Below are 3,395 nucleotides of genomic sequence, written 5' to 3' on the forward strand. Positions count from 1 at the left end.
CGCCCACAGGAAGCCTTGCTCTGCGCGAAAGCGAAGCGTCAGCGACAAAGCGAGTAGCCTGGAACGGAAATCACCTTTATTTTGACTAAATATTCACAAAGAGTCCCTTGACTATTTGATTTTTCAACACTATGTATAACTTATAAATTATATTTATAAAAATCTAAAAATAATATATTAGATTTATCAATCAATTCCATCTACCCTTTAACTACAACGCTAAAGGAGATGCTTATGAAACAATCTTTTATTTTAATTGTCACTCTTATCATTGTAATAGGACTTTTTTATACGAGGCTTTCACTAACACTTGTTAGCATAGGAATTATTGCTGCTTTTATTGGTACCCTTGCTGGGGGTGGCGGGCTTATAACAATCCCAGCCATGATGCTTGTGGGTATACCTATCCATACAGGCATTGCTACAAATAAATTTTCTACAGGCATCGCTGCATTATCTAGTATCTTTTATCTCCTTTATCAACAGGAGCTTCGCCTAGCTTCTATTCTGAAATATGTCGCTATCGCATTTACTGGAGGTGTTTGCGGGGCACTTTTAACAGTAGCCATGTCAGAGCAGATCATGAATATGATTGCTTGTATACTACTCATTCTCGTATTGTTTCTAACGTTAAAAAGAAAAGAATGGACTGCACAGCCAGATGGAAATAAGACAAATCAGAGCTATAAACAGCCATTTTTTATTTCGGTATATGATGGTGGTTTTGGTCCTGGCTCTTCAACCTTCAGCATATTACACTATTTACGCCAGAATTATTCTTACATAAAGGCTGTACAGCTTACACGCGTCCTTCTGTTTGGAAGCTGTACAGGGGCATTTTTAGTATTTTATCAAACTGGTTTTATACAATGGAAATATGCAATTGCGATGGCGATCGGCTCTATTATTGGCTCACAGCTAGGACTTTTAGTTTTACCAAAAATCCCTATGAAAGCGGCGAGAATACTACTAACACTAATCATTTCATTGTTGCTTATACAAGTTATAGTAAAAATCTTAACTACTTAGATGCTCATGAATTAATTTCCATTTATCATTTTCTTTTATAAATATATTTGTAGCTCTTCCGCTACCTGATACAAATTTTCCATTATGGTAGCCTTCATAGTGGTATGTATAAATACAGGTAGCAGATTTTTCATCCACCGTCAGCCATTGTACATCAGTAGCCGAATATACTTCTTGCTCGATGACCTTCCATGCATGATTAAAATAATTGCCTATATCCTCTAAGGTTGTGCATGTTTTATCGGTAAACCAATAGACCGCCTGTGGATGCAATATTTCCTTTACATGATTAAAATCATGGGAATTCGTAGCTGTAATATATTGCGCTAAAGCTTGCTTATACGTCAAGAAAATCCCTCCCTTTTTAACAATAGTAACGGAAAATAAGTCACTATGAAATATTTATTATCTCACCCAAGCGATTCACTGAGATTCTTCCATTTGAATCTGAGTCGATGGCCTTGACAGTAAATAAAGGGCTCCCAAAATAAATACAAATCCTCCACATTGAAAGAATGAAATTTTTTCTCCTAAAAATAACGAAGATAACACGATACTGCTAATCGGTAAGAAACTTGTTAGGATACCTGCTGATGTAGCAGAAATTCTTGCAAGCCCTTGCTGCATAAGAATAAATGCCAGTACAGTTACAATGATTCCGAAATAGACTACTAACCCCCATTCAGCAAAAGTTACTTCTTTAAAGGCAAAGGAGCGACTTTCAGCTATAGCAAAAGGGAAAAATAACACCGCTCCAAAGCAGCTTACCATTGTAGCGACGGTAAGAGCACTTACTCTCCTAGAATGAGATTTACCAAATATGATAAATAATGATTCACAACAAATAGCTCCTAAAATAAGAACATTACCAACTAATGAGGTTAAATTTATCGTAGATAAGCTAGTAATATTTATTAATACTGTCCCAAAAACAGCCATTAGTACACCGAACCCGATATTTCTCGTAAAACTTTCCTTTAATAGAAGAACTGACAAAACAGCTGTAGATGCTGGCAGTGTGCTTGTAATAATACCTGCCTCGATAGCTGTCGTTTGTGAAAGACCCTTGAGCATGAGAACATTAAACAGAAAGACACCGAACAATGCCTGTAGGAAGATAGATAAATAATCTTTTCTATCCAGCACTGAAAATCCTTCTACTTTCATCCATAAAGGTACTAGAATAGCAGATGCCACAAAAAATCTTAGTTCATTTGCTAAAAATAAAGGAAAGCTTTGTATGATGAGCTTACCGGCTACAACCGAGCTACCAACAATACTCATCGCCAGCATAACTTTTCCACTTACCCACATTTGCGTTTTCAATAATCCTCACTATTTTCTAAGATTGAGGGATTAATTATATCAGTTACGGCAAGATATATATTTTCAGGATATTCTGCAATACGGTGGCATAGGTATAAAAACCACTCAGTTCCATAAGTCAAATAAATTCTGCATCGGTACCTGTTCTTTTTTAATTGCTGTATCAACGCTGGCTGTACACCATATAGCATCTCTATCTCCACATTTGGTTGTTGAAAGTATTGACGCTTCTCCATTTCTAAAATAAGTGCCTCATCATGTGTAGCGATTGAAATTGGATGATTTGCTTCTAGTAACTGTTCAACAAAATGAAGATAACGTTCATTTAATTCCTTTGATCTTGCCATCGCAATATCGTCTGACTCCTGAAAAGCACCTTTTACCAGCCTTATTCTTCCTGGATATTGAATCAACTGTTCAATATCCACCTCTGTACGATAAAGATGAGCTTGTAGCGTAATCCCTATATTCGGATATTGCATAGCTATTTTTTTATAGATTTCGATAATGCTGCTTGTCTTGGAGGACTCCTCCATACTAATCATCAACGTAATACCATGCTGTTGTGCTTTCTGTGCAAGCTCTTGTAAATGTAGATAGGCAAGATCTGCGTTTACTGAAAGACCAATATGAGATAAATCAAACGATACAGTTTGGTTGAATGAAATAGTCGCCGTGTCCTCTATAAGCTGTAAAAGTTCCTCCTTCGCCTTTTGACATTCCTCGATATCCTTTGTATTTTCACCAATAAATTCTAATGATATTTGATAATCCTTTGAGATAAAATCCTGAGCAATTCTTATCGCCTCCTGCCTCTTTTCACCAGTAACATAACGTTTTGCCGACTTCCATAATAGCGGGTAAAGCTCCGCTGATTGCTGAATGGCATGTTTCGTTTGCTCATTTCTTGCTGCTGATTTTAAGGCTTGAATCACTAATTCCTCTGCATTTCTCATCTTTATTCCTCCCTCTATAAATGTTGATATATCAACGGTCTGACCCGTTTTTAAAGTGATGAAAATATTTTTTCACCGCATAGT

At 36.6% G+C, this 3,395-nt stretch carries 4 protein-coding genes; 1 reads left to right on the top strand and 3 read right to left on the bottom strand.

Annotated elements, in window-relative coordinates:
• The first annotated feature begins 234 nt into the window (after positions 1-234).
• Positions 235-1,029 (top strand): sulfite exporter TauE/SafE family protein, encoded by a 795-nt coding sequence (locus AC1RNS_RS26340; protein ID WP_492996765.1) that lies wholly within the window; start codon positions 235-237, stop codon positions 1,027-1,029.
• On the opposite strand, the gene AC1RNS_RS26345 is transcribed toward AC1RNS_RS26340, so the two are convergent.
• From AC1RNS_RS26345 to AC1RNS_RS26355, 3 genes are all read right to left on the bottom strand, one after another.
• The gene (locus tag AC1RNS_RS26345; protein WP_492996766.1) at positions 1,018-1,377 is read right to left on the bottom strand and encodes a YybH family protein; all 360 of its coding nucleotides are present in this window, start codon (positions 1,375-1,377) and stop codon (positions 1,018-1,020) included. The genes AC1RNS_RS26340 and AC1RNS_RS26345 overlap by 12 nt on opposite strands.
• Before the next feature lie 75 nt (positions 1,378-1,452).
• Positions 1,453-2,355, bottom strand: coding sequence for a DMT family transporter (locus AC1RNS_RS26350; RefSeq protein ID WP_492996767.1), 903 nt, complete (start codon positions 2,353-2,355; stop codon positions 1,453-1,455).
• Positions 2,352-3,311: a proline dehydrogenase family protein gene (locus AC1RNS_RS26355; RefSeq protein WP_492996768.1), complete on the bottom strand. Its 960-nt coding sequence runs from the start codon at positions 3,309-3,311 to the stop codon at positions 2,352-2,354. The genes AC1RNS_RS26350 and AC1RNS_RS26355 overlap by 4 nt, the downstream gene beginning before the upstream one ends.
• Between the last annotated feature and the right edge of the window lie 84 nt (positions 3,312-3,395).

It is taken from the genome of Lysinibacillus sp. GW821-FHT14F06, from assembly GCF_058803665.1.